At 68.9% G+C, this 13,076-nt stretch carries 13 protein-coding genes and 1 pseudogene; 6 read left to right on the top strand and 8 right to left on the bottom strand.

The features are described 5' to 3' along the window. Positions 1–106: 106 nt before the first annotated feature. Both IEZ11_RS47970 and IEZ11_RS47965 read right to left on the bottom strand, forming a co-directional pair. Positions 107–802 (bottom strand): SMI1/KNR4 family protein, encoded by a 696-nt coding sequence (locus IEZ11_RS47970; RefSeq protein WP_189269414.1) that lies wholly within the window; start codon positions 800–802, stop codon positions 107–109. 252 nt (positions 803–1,054) lie between these two features. Next, positions 1,055–1,978 carry a hypothetical protein gene (locus tag IEZ11_RS47965; RefSeq protein ID WP_189269413.1) on the bottom strand — a complete coding sequence of 308 codons (924 nt, stop codon included), beginning with the start codon at positions 1,976–1,978 and terminating at the stop codon, positions 1,055–1,057. 157 nt (positions 1,979–2,135) lie between these two features. On the opposite strand from IEZ11_RS47965, the gene IEZ11_RS47960 reads away from it, so the two are divergent. Continuing rightward, complete coding sequence (locus tag IEZ11_RS47960) at positions 2,136–2,300, top strand: hypothetical protein (protein WP_189269412.1); 165 nt, start codon at positions 2,136–2,138, stop codon at positions 2,298–2,300. Between the two features lie 644 nt (positions 2,301–2,944). After that, positions 2,945–3,331: a hypothetical protein gene (locus tag IEZ11_RS51665; RefSeq protein WP_229713884.1), complete on the top strand. Its 387-nt coding sequence runs from the start codon at positions 2,945–2,947 to the stop codon at positions 3,329–3,331. Positions 3,332–3,612: 281 nt separating this feature from the next. Here IEZ11_RS51665 and IEZ11_RS47950 read toward each other — a convergent pair whose 3' ends face one another. From IEZ11_RS47950 to IEZ11_RS47925, 6 genes and pseudogenes are all read right to left on the bottom strand, one after another. Continuing rightward, a complete protein-coding gene (locus IEZ11_RS47950; protein ID WP_189269411.1) occupies positions 3,613–3,933 on the bottom strand; it encodes a hypothetical protein in 321 nt (106 codons plus the stop codon). Beyond that, a pseudogene (gene mobF, locus IEZ11_RS47945) lies at positions 3,930–5,699 on the bottom strand (MobF family relaxase). Before mobF ends, IEZ11_RS47950 begins: the two are co-directional and overlap by 4 nt. 579 nt (positions 5,700–6,278) lie before the next feature. Then, positions 6,279–6,812, bottom strand: coding sequence for an MFS transporter (locus IEZ11_RS47940; RefSeq protein WP_189269410.1), 534 nt, complete (start codon positions 6,810–6,812; stop codon positions 6,279–6,281). Positions 6,813–7,031: 219 nt separating this feature from the next. Then, a complete protein-coding gene (locus IEZ11_RS47935) occupies positions 7,032–8,183 on the bottom strand; it encodes a ParB/RepB/Spo0J family partition protein (RefSeq protein ID WP_189269409.1) in 1,152 nt (383 codons plus the stop codon). Further along, positions 8,180–9,442, bottom strand: coding sequence for a ParA family protein (locus IEZ11_RS47930; protein WP_189269408.1), 1,263 nt, complete (start codon positions 9,440–9,442; stop codon positions 8,180–8,182). Before IEZ11_RS47930 ends, IEZ11_RS47935 begins: the two co-directional genes overlap by 4 nt. 394 nt (positions 9,443–9,836) lie before the next feature. Next, positions 9,837–10,364 (bottom strand): hypothetical protein, encoded by a 528-nt coding sequence (locus IEZ11_RS47925; protein WP_189269407.1) that lies wholly within the window; start codon positions 10,362–10,364, stop codon positions 9,837–9,839. Positions 10,365–10,737: 373 nt separating this feature from the next. Here IEZ11_RS47925 and IEZ11_RS47920 point away from each other — a divergent pair, with 373 nt between their 5' ends. From IEZ11_RS47920 to IEZ11_RS47905, 4 genes are all read left to right on the top strand, one after another. Then, positions 10,738–11,058, top strand: coding sequence for a transposase (locus IEZ11_RS47920; RefSeq protein ID WP_189269406.1), 321 nt, complete (start codon positions 10,738–10,740; stop codon positions 11,056–11,058). Beyond that, on the top strand, positions 11,055–11,519 hold the full coding sequence (locus tag IEZ11_RS47915) for an IS3 family transposase (protein ID WP_189269405.1): 465 nt from the start codon (positions 11,055–11,057) through the stop codon (positions 11,517–11,519). Before IEZ11_RS47920 ends, IEZ11_RS47915 begins: the two co-directional genes overlap by 4 nt. A gap of 72 nt (positions 11,520–11,591) precedes the next feature. Beyond that, positions 11,592–12,644 carry a tyrosine-type recombinase/integrase gene (locus IEZ11_RS47910; protein ID WP_189269419.1) on the top strand — a complete coding sequence of 351 codons (1,053 nt, stop codon included), beginning with the start codon at positions 11,592–11,594 and terminating at the stop codon, positions 12,642–12,644. After that, a complete protein-coding gene (locus IEZ11_RS47905) occupies positions 12,644–13,018 on the top strand; it encodes a hypothetical protein (RefSeq protein ID WP_189269404.1) in 375 nt (124 codons plus the stop codon). Before IEZ11_RS47910 ends, IEZ11_RS47905 begins: the two co-directional genes overlap by 1 nt. Positions 13,019–13,076: the final 58 nt, after the last annotated feature.

Below are 13,076 nucleotides of genomic sequence, written 5' to 3'. Positions count from 1 at the left end.
GCACACCTACAACCACCACCGCTGCCACACCGCACTCGGCGGCCAGCCACCGATCACCCGTGTGAGCAACGCTGCGGGTCAATACAACTAGCACCTGTGGGGGTTGTCACTTCTGCTGGCTGTGTGTCTGCTGCTCAGCGTGGTCCAGCCAGTCCAGGTACCAGCGGGCGAAGGTCACCGGCTGGTCGTCCGCGTCCAGGAGCGGGGCCAGGTCGACCTCGTCGACTCGGTCGTCGGACCAGATCCGCCCCTGCTCAGGGCCGCTGACCACCAGCCACTGCCTGCGGGCGCAGCCCAGGTGGCAGAGGGCGATCCCGCCGACCGTGCGCTGCGGGTTCCACATCACCTCCAGCCACTGCCCGTCCCATGCCTCGTAGGCGGTGTCGAAGTCCTCGATGTCGTCGAAGTCTTCCTCTTGAGGGCATCGCTTCAGCAGCGCCTCCACAATTGTCGGATCCGGCCCTGCCACGGGGAACGGTTCGGCGAGCCGGGACGCGTCTGCCAGGTCTGCGCCGTCGCCCGCCCACTGCCATCGGCCGTCCTTGAGCTGCACGGAGAAGACCCCGTAGGCAGGCCCTGCTCCACCGGCGCCCACCTGGAGCAGGAACGTCCGGTACTCCTCTGGCAACCGGACGCCGATCTGCGCCTCCAGTTCTGCGAGCTCCTTCGGGGACAGGACCTGTTCGAGGCGGAAATGGTGGCCGTTCGCTCCGAACACCACGGGACGTGATCCCGTCTGCACCGGTACACCGGCGAGCGCCTGCACACGCTCCCGCACGCCCACCCACAACTGATCATCCATGTGGCGGAGCGTAGTCCGCCCCTCGGACAGGCGGTCGGGGCGGCGGCGGGGTACCAGCGCGGTCCATCTTCGCTGTCACAAAAGACGGTCGGTCCAACTTCGGTGGCAATCGGTCCGGCTTCACTGTCACAGGTCAATCAGGCAGGCGCGGCTGGGACCTGGACACGTTGCCGCTGCGGTTGGACCAACTGGTTGGCCAAACTGGTTGGCCAAACTGGTTGGCCAAACTGGTCGGTGACCGGCCTCGGGCCGTCAGTGCGCCAGTCTGAGGCGTGCCGTCTCTGCGGCATGGGAGGCGGCTTCGATCAGCCCGAGTTCGCCAGCGAGCGTCGAGACGAACGCATCGACGGCCTCGATGGCGAGGCCCTCCATGGTGTCGGGCTCTGCGAAGTAGGACGCGAACTCTCCGGCGCCGATGGTCGCCATGGCGGGCCGATGGGCCTGGTAGTCGGCCCACATCGGCCGGTAGACGGCGCGCACCCGATCGAGCTCGGCCTCGTCGACCTGCTCCCGCTTAAGGAGGCTGATCGTCTGCTGGCGGGCCTTCCACATGGCGATGTGGTGTTGGACGGGGACGGGCCCGTATGGGCCGGGAAGGGCTCGTTCGATCCTCGGCATGCCGGGCTGGGCTGGCCAGGGTGAGTACAGCTCCGTGAGGACCGCGGTCAGTCTGTTGATGTCGATCTTCCCGGTCCGCTCGCCTTCCTCGAGGATGAGATGGGCGGCGCGCCGTTGCTTGTGGGCCGCTGAGGGGTGGGCGAGTTGTTCGACGATGGCGCGGACGTTCTCGCTGCGCCGGACGGCGGTTGTCTGGCCGGTGGCGCGCGCGTGGGTACGCCAGGCTCGGCGCGCCTGCGGGGTGAGCACGATCGTGTCGTCGATCAGCCACAGGTACAGCACGACACGGATCAGCGACCGTTGCGGGATGCGCCCCAGCGGGGAGCGCTCGCGGGCTTCCAGGAGTCTGGTGAACAACTCGCGCTGCTCCGGGGTGAAGACTCGCGGATCGCTGCCGTGCGCGCTGGTCTTGCGCGGCTCAGGGTTGGCGAGCATCCCGTCCTCGACCCAAGAGGTCACCATCCTGGGGCTGGCTTTCATCACGCCCAGAGCGTGGGCGTCGGCAACCAGATCCGCCGAAGTTCCCTCGGCCCACTTGGTGGCCCGATTCCCGTTCATGGCGCCGAACTTACATCGAGATTCGAGCCTAGGGAGCTGCATTCAGCGGACGTCAGCCATAAGGCTTGGGGCCAGCAGAAACTGCGCCCCGCACCGGATCCCTGCCAGGAACACGCGGTGCGGGGGCAGCCGACTCATCCCCTGAACGGAGACCGTCATGTCCCACCGTACGCACCGCCCTGTCCCGGAGCAGCGACGTGCCCGCCATCGTCTTGTCCAGGGCCTCGGGCAGGCGGCGTTGTACGCCGCTTCCGCCACGTTGGCCAGCGGGCTGGTCCGCGAGCTGCTCTACCTGGTCCACACGTCCGTCTCTTCGTGCTGACCTGGGCGCAGGGGAGATGCCTCATCCTGCCGCGCGCGGCATCTCCCCTGCGTCGGCTACAGGTAGAGGTCTGCAGCTTCGAGTTGAGAGGACCGCCGTTCAACGGGGTGTCGGGAGCAGCGCGCGGACAAGGCGGCCGTCGACCCGATCGAGACGGCAAGCGGAGTCGGAGCCCGGCCGCCGGGGCATCGCGCTGCATCGCGGGACGGAGATTCCTCCCCGCCTAAATGGGCGGAATGTCGCAGGTAGTGGAACTGGACAAGGGGCAGCGCGAGCGCCGACCGGGGGAGTCAGCTCACCGTCGGTGCGTGGGCTCTGTCCACAGGTACCTGCTCTGAAGATCGGTTCTGAGGCCGCCTCGATCGGCGAGGCGGCCCGTACGTGAGGAGCCACCATGCCCACCACCGTGCCGCTCGCCCCGATGACCCCGGACGCAGCGATCAGCGCGTTCAGCTACCTCCGCGCCGTCCAGGCCGACAGCGTCGAAGCCGCCCGCGAGTCCGCCGGCACCGAGCGGCGGATACCCGAGCTGCTCGTCGACGTCGCCGAACGGGATCGTCGTCCCCGTCAGCGCGCTGCCCGGCCCGGACGCGGGCGAGCTGTGCGCGGACACCTTCGCCCTGGAGGCTCTCGGGCGCGTCTTCGTGACCTCGCTGTGTATCTGGGCGCGATCCGGGCCGGGCGCGGCGGAGGGCATCGCCCGCGCGGTCATCGACTTCGCCGCGCAGTTCCTCACGGAGGACCACGAGGACGTGGCGGACATCCTCCGTCAGCTGGAGGCGGTCGGCGTGGGCCAGGCCCTTGATGCACACCCCGCGCCGGCCGGTGGCCAGCCGGTTCGCCTGTCCATCGTGTGCGGATCGACGACGGTGGTGGTGCGTACGCGCGCATCGGGCACGCGCCACCGCCGCGCGCCGCACCGCACCGCACCGCCCATCGTGGTGCGCTCCATCGGCATCGCCGCACCGCACCGGACGCGCGCCACGGCCGGGCGGGATCCCCTATCACACACACCCTTGACCACAACCTGACCACCAGCCAAAACGGGCTGTGTCAAGGAGTAACGTCCTCGGTTGCGGACCTGGTCAAGGGGTCGCGCACGCGCCCGGCCTCACCTGGTCAAGGGGTCGGTCGGCAGTGGGCGCACCGGTGCGGTACGGGACATCGGGTGCAGCGCACCGGACGCGGGCGAGTGCCGGGCATCGCCGGGTAGCACGGTGTCATCCAGCGCACCGGCGCGGAGCCCACTCGATGTCATGCATCGCCACCGGATGCAGAGCATCAACTCGATGGACGATGCCCGGCATCGTCATCACAGCCAGGCATTGGAGTGCCGCATCCGGGACAGGGCGCGCGCGTCGCGGCGGCTGGCCGCGCTGCCGATGCGGTTCCGCCTCGGGCGGGGCTGGCGGGACTGCCCGGTGAAGAAGCGCCGCTGCCCCGCCCGCTGGAGCCGCTGGCGCTGCCGGCTCAGCCGCTTCGTCTTCTCCGCCTTCGTCAGCGGCATGCGAGGCCGCTTCCAGATCGGCTGCCAGAGGGGCGGCGGTCCGAGCGCGGCGGCGCGCTCCTGGGCGCCCTGCCGTACGCGGGCGAGTGCGGCCTCGATCCTCGGGTCGTCGGGCGGGATGGTCATCTGATTCCTCCAGTGGGTGTGTCCGGGCCCGGGCCGGGCTGGGCTCCGGGCTGTTGGGTGTGGGGCACTGGGGCTGGCTGCGGCCGGGGGCCGTGTGCGGTGGCGCGTGCCCGGATGCCGTCCTGGAGCTTGGCGGCCATGTGTGCGGCGGCCTCGATCATGCGGCGGCTCTCCTCCACCGTGGCGACGTCGGTCATCTGCTCCTGGTCCCGGCCCGCCGTGCGGACCACGCGCCCGGCAAGGGCCTCGCCCCGGTCCCGCCTCGATCGCGGCGGCGGCCCGGCGGGCACGGTGACGGTGTGCGGCAGAGAGCGGGAGCCCAGCCGGTGCGAGCGGCGCACCGCGTTCACGCGGGCGGTCAGGGCGCCGTCGGCGAGGCGGGCCTTGTCGTAGCGGGACGTCGACCGGGCTCGGGTCAGCGGACGGAGCACGGCCTGGTCCTCAAGGTCGTGCGGGTACAGGGCGCGCAGATCGGCGGTCGTCATCGTCTGTCCGGCCGGGCGGGTGTAGCCGTCGATGGCCGTCTGCACGATCTGTTCGTCCAGGCCGGGTTCGTGGGGCCTGCCGCGCAGGGTGTGGGCGAGGTGGCGTCGGGCTTCGGCGAGCAGGTGGTGGCGTTTGAATGCGCCGCGCATCACGTACGCCACGGCAGTGATGTCGACAGCGGCCAGCGCAATGTCGACGACCGGCCGCACCCGTGCCCACACCGCCGCGGCCGCCGCCCGCGCCCGTTTCGCCAGCCGGTACACGGTGCAGGCACCGAACGCCCGGATCGCCGACGTCCGCCAGCCGTCACGCAGCTCGGACAGCGACCGCGGCTCCTTGCGCTTCGGCGGGCGGGTCCGGTCGGCGGCCTGCCGGTCCAGTGCCTTGGCGGCCCGCTCCCCCGGCTGGTGCCCCTGCCGCTCTTCGTAATCGGCGATGAGGATGGGCAGCGCGTCCGCGATCTGCTGACGGCGGGTCGACTGCCAGCCGATGAGCCGCTGGTCGATTCCCGCGATCTCAAGGACCGGTCTCCTGCCGGGCGTCACCTCGCGCGGCTCCCACGCCCACCCGAGCCGGGCGGACACTTCTTCCATGAAGTGGAGGGTGTAGAGAGTGTCGGCCACAACGATGTGGGTCAGCATCGAGTCCGCGGACCAGTTGCCCCACGTCCCCTTGCCGTCCGGCCTCCGGGCACGGATGGAAATCACCGCGTGATCGTGAAGCAGCGGCTTTCCAGCCCTGGACTCGTAGTGCCGGAGCACCGCGATGATCAGCCCGTCCTTCACCGGCTTGCGGTGCTTGCCGCCGCTCCGCCAGCGGATCTCCGCGACCGATTCCTCCAGCCACGCCAGTGCCTTGTCCCGGGCGATGTCCTGGCACAGCTCCAGTAGCCGGCGGATCAGGTCATCCCCCAGCGCTCACGCGATCTGAACGGTCGACGACATCCGGAACGCCAGGTCCATGGCCAGCCAGGGCGACCGCTCCTTCGCCTTCTCCGTCTTGGGCGACTTGTTGTGCTCGATGGGCCTGCCCAGCACCGTCGACCGCCGCGCTTCCGCCGGGCTCTTGCCCTCCTCCAGAAGGTCCCGCTCGATCCGGCCTGCGTCCGGGTGCCGGCCTTCCCCCAGGAGCAGTTCGGCCTGCCGCTCGGTCACCACGTCCCCGGCCGCGAGACCGAGCGCGACCAGGCCCCGACCCGTCCAGAACCCGGGCGGGACACCCGCTTCGTCCTGGGCGTCACGCAGCGGCTTGCCCGCCGGGCGGTGGCCGTCACCGACCATCACACCGTTGCAGTAGCACGGCCACCCGCCCGGACCGATATGCGCTCTGCTGACTGTCACCCGGCCATGGAAACCCGCCTGCGACCTGCGTAAAAGCGTGATCCGGGGTCCATCCCGCCGGGCGGGAGGCCATCACCAGATCTTTTCCGTAGAGCCCGCCAGGCGGGCCGTCACAGCCGCCCGCGACGGTAAGCCACCGACGTGTGCACTGCCCGCTGTATGAACCACGAATCGCTCTACTACGGAGACCCTTGACCTCTGTGCCGCCTACCGCCCCGGATCGAGTACGGCCTCACCCATCCCTCCGCCCAACAGAACCACCCGGCCCGCGTATGGATCACCGCGTACCGCTGCGCCGACTGCGAGTCCGTTCGGCCCCAACAGTGGGCCGACACGATGCGCGCCCTCTACAAGACCTGACCGTGCGAATACTGCACCGAACAAACGGCTTGGACCTCACCTCACCCGGAGACGTCCGAGCTCGGTCCTTCAACAGCCGTAGTGGACAACGACCGCCACCAGTTCAAGAGTGGTCACGTTCCGACGGGCGTGCTGCTCGTGGTACTGCTGCGGCAGTTCTCAGGTCTTGGGCGCTGCTGCCCGTTCGGCACTGGCATCCACCGTGATGGTCTGCTGGGTGCAGGTGGGCAGACGGTAGCTGGCTGCTGCGGCCAGGGCCGTTGCCGCGGCGAGTGCGACAGCAGTGATGCCCGGTCCGGTGATTCCGATGAGCTGGCCGCCCAGCGCCGCTCCGGCGGCCGAACCCAGGTTGTAGCCAGAGCCGAGCAAGGCGTTGGCCTCCGCATGGCGTGCTGCGGAGATCCGTTCGTCCACCAAGAGGTGAGCGATCACGATGAGCGGTGTCATGGGGAGTCTCACGCAAAAGGCGGCCACGATCATCAGAGGGGATGCGGCCAGGAAGGCCAGGATCAGCGCGCCAACCTTCAGGGCGAGGGTTGCCAGTGTGTAGCGGATGCGTAGTGGGGCCTTCCATGTACGGCGGCCGTAGGCAAGTCCACCAACCAGTCCGCCAACGGAGAAGGCGGCGAAGGAGTATCCGGAGGCGGTGACGTTGGAGAAGTCTGCGGAGGCTTGCACGATGATGACTTTCAAGCCGCCGGCGCACAGTCCCAAAGAGAGGATGGGCAGGATGATGCCGCGCCCGTCTCGCGAGCGGATGATCGACCACTGCGTCTAACACCGGTGACATATCCAGTGCCGATCGGGACCGGCCCAGGCTGCTCGCTGCTGGCGTCCTCGTCGAGCCCCGAAACGGCGGAGGGCCCGCTTCCCGCACTTGGGAAACTGGCCCTCCGCGTGCTGGCAGGACTCTCAGCCAGAGGTGGCGAGTTGGCCGTCTCTGTGCTTGATGAGCAGGTCCAGCATCGTGTTGAACTCGTCGGGCGGCATCTTATGAATCAGGTACACCGCGGCCGACGCACCGTCGCCGTAGGGAAACCGCTTCAGCTGCTGTTCTGCGACCTGGTCACCCTCGACTGGTTCGTCGTTGTGGGATCGCGGTTCGGGAACAGGTTGCGGTGTCCCCTCCTCCTGGTGCGGTTCGTCCTTGTGCCGCGCAGTCGGACCAAGGCCATCGCCAGCTGACGGTCGGGCGTCGTCCTCCCCGCTGTCGCGAGCGGCCGGGGCAGAGGAGGGCGATGCGTTGGTCGCGTCGTCCTCTATTACCCGGTAATGGCTGCCGGGCTTCTCAGAGTCCTGAACGTCAGCCGTGGTGCTCTTCGCTGGCTTCTTCTGGCGGCGTTGCTGCCTCTCCGCTTCCTGACGGGCCTGTTCGTCCTTGAGCTCCTGGAGGGCTGTTTCCTGCTCGGCAGCGGGCTTGTTGCCCACCGCGCGCAGCAGCTTGATGGGTTCTTCGCCGATCCTGGCCTGGAGTTCGGGTGTGAGGTTGAGCAGAGCCAGGCGCTGCGACACCCAGCCTTGGGATCGGTGCAGCCGTTTGGCCAGTTCGGTCTGGCTGCCGTAGATCTTCAGGAGCCGGTCGAGGGCACGTGCTTCGTCGAGTTCTTCGAGGTCTTGGCGGTGGATGTTGGCGACGAGAGCGGACTCAAGGAGTTCCTCGGAGTTGGTGCCCTGGTCGTCGCTGACCATGATCTTGATGCTGGCGAGCTGTGCTTCGCGGGCGGCGGCCAGGCGGCTGCTGCCGTCGATGACGACGTGGGTGGTGTCGGCTTCGAGATCGGCTTCGCGCTCGGGGTTGGCGGTGAGGTAGGCGTCGCGGTTCATCACCGTGATCGCCACCTTCTGACCGTGGGTCTTGAGGCTGCCGGCGAGGTCCGTGAGGTCGCCGAGGCTGGATCGGGGGTTGTCGGGGTTGAGGCTGATGCGGTGCGGGGAGAGCTCGGTGGGCGGGGCGATGCCGTCGGTGGGGACTCCTGTGGCGGCGGCTACGGCTTGTCGTCGTGCGCTGACGCCCCGCACTCCCCCGCCGAAGCGGCCTGCGCCCAGCTGGTCGGCCTTGCTCATGCGATCTCCCTGGCCAGCGCGCGCATCCCGATCGCCTGCTGTGATTTGGGGGCGTATGACAGCAGGGGCTGCTTCATGCGGACTGCCTCCTTCTGTTCCTTGAGGTCGCCGATGAGGCCGACGACGCGTGGATCCTTTATGTCGACCCACCCCTGCAGTGAGGAGGTGGCGATGAAGCCGCGGCGGGAGTCGTAGAGGTTGACGACGATGCCGAGGTAGTCGATGTCGACCTGAAGGTCGCTGCGCAGGTCGTCGATCTGGTTGGTGAGCAGTTCGTAGGCGTCGGCGGAGCTGTCTTCGGCCTGTACGACGATGAGGGCGCCGGACTGACCGGGGTTTTCTCCGTCCCGGCGGCGGCCGTAGTAGGCGGCGGCGTCCATGCTGAGGCCGAGGCTCGGCGGGCAGTCGACGAGGATCACGTCGTAGTCGGCCTCGAGGGGGGCGAGTGCGCGCTCGAGGGCGGCTTCTCGTGCCCGTACGGCGGACAGACGTACGTCGAGGAGGAAGGCGTCGTTGCAGGCGGGCAGGAGGTGGAGCCGGCCGCCGAAGGTGTCGTCGTCGACGGGGATGATGAGGTCACGGATCTCGCCCTTGGGGGAGCCCGCCATGTGATTGGTGAGGCTGTCGCCGTCCATCGGCAGTGGGGCGCCGCCGAGTTGGTTGGTGAGGTGACACTGCGGGTCGAAGTCGACGAGCAGGACGCGCAGACCGAGGCCGGGCAGGCTCTCGATGTCGAGCGGATCGCTTGCCGGTTCGCTGCCGGACTGGTCGTCGCTCGCCCGGAGTGCCTTCGCCAGTGCCTTCGCGACGCGGACGGAGTGCAGCGTGTTGGGGTCTTCGGCGAGTGCTTCACCGAGGCCTGCGGTGATGGCGGTCTTGCCGACGCCGCCCTTCTGATTGCACACGACGATGCGGCGGGTGGCTTCGGGGCGTTCGACGTCGGGGGCGGGGTTGGAGTCGAGCCAGAGCTGTACGGCCTGGGCGAGTCCCTGGATGAGGGAGACGCGGCGGTCTGCGACGACTTGGCGGAACTCATCCCACTGCCCGGGTGGCAGGAAGGTGGAGAAGGAGTCGGCTCCCGCGGTGTCGACGGTTGCTGTGGTGGAGGCCAGGCTGCACCAGGCGTTGATGCCCTGTTCGACGGCGGCCTGGATCTCGATGCCGTGCTGGGCGGCTCTGATCTTGAGGTTCTGCCGGAGCCATCCCGGCAGCTTGGAGACGACCTTCTCGCGGTCGCTGGAGGTGGCTGGCGAACTCATGGGGACACCTTACTAACGTCCTTGATCGATTGCGCGATCGACGCGTTAGTTTACATGACCTATCGGGACGTCAGCGAGCCGCCTGAGCCATTACCGGGTAATAGCTCCAGCTGGCCGAGCCGCGAGGCACGCACGCTATTGCCCGGTAATAGGCGAGCAGTGGCTCTCGCCGCGGCGGACTCGGGCACAAGCTCCGGCACGAACAAGACGGACGCCAACAGCCAGATGGTCTGGGAGCACGACGGCCCACTGGGGGGGGCGGTCGTCGGCCGGTGGCCCTCCAGGACGCGAGACAGGTGGGCATGCACTGCGCTGGAAGGCCTCTGAAAACACGAAAGGCCCGCACTCCGGCGGAGTTCGCGGGGTGTGGGCCTTCGTATTTCAGTCGTCCGTGTCAGCCTGCCCAGGTCGCGAGTCCGCCTTGGTCCGGGTCGGGGAGGCCGGCCGCGGCTGCGGGGGCAGCAGGGTGCCGCATGGCGGTGATCGGGATGGCGCCGGGCTCGTCGGGAGGTGCCCAGATCATGCGCCAGCTCCCTTCCCACTCACAGCCGCAGGGGTGATCTGGGTGGGGGTGCAGTAAGAGCACGCACCAGGTCAGGACGGCGCGCGGGATGCGGTGGATGGTCTCCGACGGGTCGTCGTCGGGGTAGCTGTGGAGGGTGCGCCAGCCGTGGACGCGGTCCATGTATGTGGCGGCGGCCTCGATGAGGTCGCTCCACTTGTGGTGTCCGAGCGCGACGAACGACTGGGGGTGGAGGCGGTCGTCGGCCGGGGAGCTGATGCCGGCGACGTACAGCCCGCGGTGGACGACGAACCCGTGGTCCACCGCGTCCTTGCCAGCGGGCGTCCAGAGGGCTTCGTCGGGGCGGAGGGTGCCGTCGTCGGATTCGCTGGTCTCGATCTCGTACAGGGTCGTGGTCATGCGGTCGCCCCCGCGATGGCGTCGGCCAGGAGCACGGTGATGTCGGCGCTTTGCGGGTCGGTGTAACTCTGGTGGTCGCTGACGTGGAACGGGGGCGTCCTTCGCCGTGACCGTGAAGCCGGGGGTCGCCCGGCCTGCCAGCTCGGTGTTGAGACGGTTGGCGTCGCGCGAGGCGAGCCGGGTCTGGGTTTGGGCCGAGGCGGAGGAGCGTGTGGCCGGTGTTGTCGCTGCGGCGGGCTTCCACGTGGACGCCGTAGTGGGCGCGGGCCATGCCGACGTCGTCGGGGAGGGGGAGGCCCTCTGTGGCGTGGGTGAGTAGGGTGTCCCTCCCCTCGTAGCGTGGAGTCCATGGTTGCAGGGGAAGTTGGAGTTCATGGGGTCCAAGCAACGGACGTATACGCCTAAGTTTCGTGAGGGTGCTGTACGCATCGTGATCGAGACGGGCAGACCGATCCCGGAGGTTGCCGAGGAGCTCGGCGTGCACTCCGGCACGCTGCACAGCTGGGTGTCGCGGTGGCAGCGCAACGGGTCGGCGTTTTCCGACTGGCCGGCCGAGCCCGCGGCGGGAGGACGGATGCGCGAGGCCGAGCTGGAGCGGCTGCGGCGTGAGATGAGCGAGAAGAACAAGCGGATACGCGAGCTGGAAATGGAACGTGATGTCCTCAAGCGATGCATGGTCCTCTGGGTGAAGTGACCGAGACGGATCCGGCCGCCGTGGCCGAGTTCATCGGTAACCAGAGGACCGACCACCGCATCCCGTACCGTCTGGCCTGCGGTGTCCTGGGAGTATCGGAGTCCTGGTTCTACAAGTGGCGCGACAGGCCCACCACCGCGCGTGAGGTCCGGCGCGGACAGCTGTCCGACGCGATCCGGCAGATCTTCGAGGGCTCCGGCGGCACCTACGGTTCCCCGAAGGTCTGGCTCGTCCTGGTCCGCGAGGGCTGGCGCGTCTCTGTGAATACCGTGGCACGCCTGATGGCCGGGCTCGGCCTGGCCGGACGGAAGATCCGCAGGCGGCGCGGGCTGACCCGGCGCGGCAGACGACCCGCGTTCCCGGACTTCGTGCGCCGGGACTTCACCGCGGACACTCCGGACCAGGTGTGGTGCGGCGACATGACCGAGATCACCACCGGTGAGGGCAAGGTCTACCTATAAGTTACGTGGAATCACGCTGACGGATGGACCTTCCGGCCGGGGCGGTACGGCGGCGCCGGTCTCGCGTTGAGCGTGTTCGTGACGGTGTTGTCGGAGAAGTGGCCGGTCCTGGCGCGGCATGAGCGGGCGGCCGAGTGGCTGCAGATCTGGTCGGATCTGGGGCGGGCGCCGCGGACGATCGATGCCTATGCCCGGGGTTTGGGTGAGTTCCTGCTGGCGTGTGAGCGGGACGGGGTCGCCCCGGAGGCGGCCAGTCGCGCTCATGTCGCTGCATTTGTGCGGGAGTTGAGGACGCGGCCGAGTCGGAGCGGGGCGAATGTACTGGCCTTGGACTCGGGGGCGGGGCTGTCCAATGCCACGTTGCAGCAGCGGCTCGTGCCGGTGCGGTTGTTCTTCGACTTCCTCGTCGAGGAGGGCGTGCGGGAGTCGAATCCGGTGGGCCGCGGCCGTTACACCCCCGGCCGGGCAGGTGGCGGGACGGCGCGGGGACTGGTGCCGCGGATGGTGAAGCTGCCGTGGATCCCGGCGGAGGACGAGTGGTTGCAGATCTTGGAGGTCTTCCGGGCCGAGCCGGTGCGCAACCGGCTGATGCTGGCTCTCGCCTACGATTCAGCGCTCCGCCGTGAGGAGTTGTGTTCGCTGCGGACCGACGACATCGATCCGGCCCACCGCACGCTGCGGGTGCGGGCGGAGACGACCAAGACGCGTCAGGAACGGGTGGTGCCCTACTCGGCGTCGACCGGGGTGCTGCTGGGCGAGTATCTGCGGCACCGCGCCTCGTTGTCGCGGGTGCGGGGGCCGTTGTTCCTGTCGGAGTCGCGGCGCAACGCGGCCCAGCCGCTGACGTTGTGGACCTGGTCCAAGGTCGTGCGCCGGATCGCGTTGGATGCGGAGGTGACGCGGTTCTCCACGCACACCACGCGGCACTTGTGTCTGACGGATCTGGCCCGGATGGGCTGGGAGGTGCACGCGATCGCCTCGTTCGCGGGGCACCGCAGCACCGAGTCGACTCTGCGTTACATCCACATCTCGGGCCGGGAGCTCTCCGCGCGGCTGAACGCCTCGATGTCGCATCTGCACGCCTGGCGGGTCGAGACGCTCACCACCACGGAAAGGTCCTCGTGATGATGCCGTCCCAGGTCAGGCCGCTGCTTTCGGCACCCGGCGCGGGGGCGGAGAGGCCGTGTCTGTTCGCGCTGGACGGCTTCGACCGCCGCCCGCAGCTGCTCGGCAGGGAACGGGACGCGCTGGCCTCCATGGACCTGCGGGCTCTGCGCCGGCAGCGGGCCCACGGCGGGATTCCGCGCCGGACCGCCGTGCACTGGAAGGCCCTGGCCCGTCTGGTCGACCCCCTCGACCAGGCCTGCGGCGTCCTTCACCACGGCAGTGAGGTGAGCCACTGCCGGGCCGGGGCCCAGGCAGTGGCGATCGTGTTGGACAACTGCCGGCACCGGCACCTTGCTGCGCTTCGCCCTCCGCCGCGACCCGCCCGTTCCTGATCGCCCTGGCCCATCTCCTCGGCGGCTTCACCGACTACCAGCACCTGGGCTACTTCAA

This window comes from Streptomyces fuscichromogenes, assembly GCF_014645815.1.
Taxonomy (GTDB): Bacteria; Actinomycetota; Actinomycetes; order Streptomycetales; family Streptomycetaceae; genus Streptomyces; species Streptomyces fuscichromogenes.
Note: the sequence above shows the minus strand (reverse complement) of the source record. Positions and strands in the feature narration are given on the sequence as shown.

Bases quoted from the DNA above. Each gene is read 5' to 3' on its own strand.
- IEZ11_RS47935 (WP_189269409.1), bottom strand. From the start codon at position 8,183: ATGAGCAAGGCCGACCAGCTGGGCGCAGGCCGCTTCGGCGGGGGAGTG.
- IEZ11_RS47970 (WP_189269414.1), bottom strand. From the start codon at position 802: ATGGATGATCAGTTGTGGGTGGGCGTGCGGGAGCGTGTGCAGGCGCTC.
- IEZ11_RS47905 (WP_189269404.1), top strand. From the start codon at position 12,644: ATGATGCCGTCCCAGGTCAGGCCGCTGCTTTCGGCACCCGGCGCGGGG.
- IEZ11_RS47965 (WP_189269413.1), bottom strand. From the start codon at position 1,978: ATGAACGGGAATCGGGCCACCAAGTGGGCCGAGGGAACTTCGGCGGAT.
- IEZ11_RS47930 (WP_189269408.1), bottom strand. From the start codon at position 9,442: ATGAGTTCGCCAGCCACCTCCAGCGACCGCGAGAAGGTCGTCTCCAAG.
- IEZ11_RS47925 (WP_189269407.1), bottom strand. From the start codon at position 10,364: ATGACCACGACCCTGTACGAGATCGAGACCAGCGAATCCGACGACGGC.
- IEZ11_RS47920 (WP_189269406.1), top strand. From the start codon at position 10,738: ATGGGGTCCAAGCAACGGACGTATACGCCTAAGTTTCGTGAGGGTGCT.
- IEZ11_RS47960 (WP_189269412.1), top strand. From the start codon at position 2,136: ATGTCCCACCGTACGCACCGCCCTGTCCCGGAGCAGCGACGTGCCCGC.
- IEZ11_RS47950 (WP_189269411.1), bottom strand. From the start codon at position 3,933: ATGACCATCCCGCCCGACGACCCGAGGATCGAGGCCGCACTCGCCCGC.